1 protein-coding gene is annotated in these 527 nt (G+C 42.9%); it reads right to left on the bottom strand.

Annotated elements, in window-relative coordinates:
• A partial coding sequence (locus tag DW005_RS13670) for a PD-(D/E)XK nuclease family transposase (protein WP_181975067.1) occupies positions 1 to 434 on the bottom strand: 434 nt, incomplete at its 3' end.
• Positions 435 to 527 lie beyond the last annotated feature (93 nt).

The raw sequence follows: 527 nt of genomic DNA, 5'->3' as shown, positions 1-527 counted from the left end.
CGCAGTAAATGGTCTAATTCACTGCCATCATCCAATGGAATTTCCAAATTGATATACAACTCATGCACTCCGTTTTCCACCGGATACTGCGTGCTGTATGTTCCTTCCCTGTCACGCACTGTACGAAAAATTTCATACACTGTCTGACCGCCTCCAATAAAATCGTTCATTGTAATATAAATATGGTACACATCAGGCAGTTCCTTATACGCTTTCCCTTTCTGTAAAAGGTGTGTATCAATACTTCCATTGCAGTACCTCACACGCCGCATATGGTCGTCATCATCGGATATCTGAAATTCCACATGAATCGGCTCTTCTCCCGCCGTCTCTACCAGAATATCCAGTACCACACTGCGAAATTGCAGATTGGTAATATCATACTGCGACGTCACCCCTGTAACCTCATATCCCTCTCCCAGAATAATCTTCACTAAGTCTTGGCAGGCCTCCTTGTCTCGGAACACTACTCTTGAAAACAAATCACTGATAAGATTCATCTTCTGAGGCAGGTTTTCAAATATTGT

This window comes from Clostridium sp. AF36-4, from assembly GCF_003435975.1.
Lineage (GTDB): Bacteria > Bacillota > Clostridia > Lachnospirales > Lachnospiraceae > Eubacterium_F.
The sequence above is the reverse complement of the archived record's forward strand: the minus strand, read 5'-3'. Positions and strand labels throughout refer to the sequence as shown.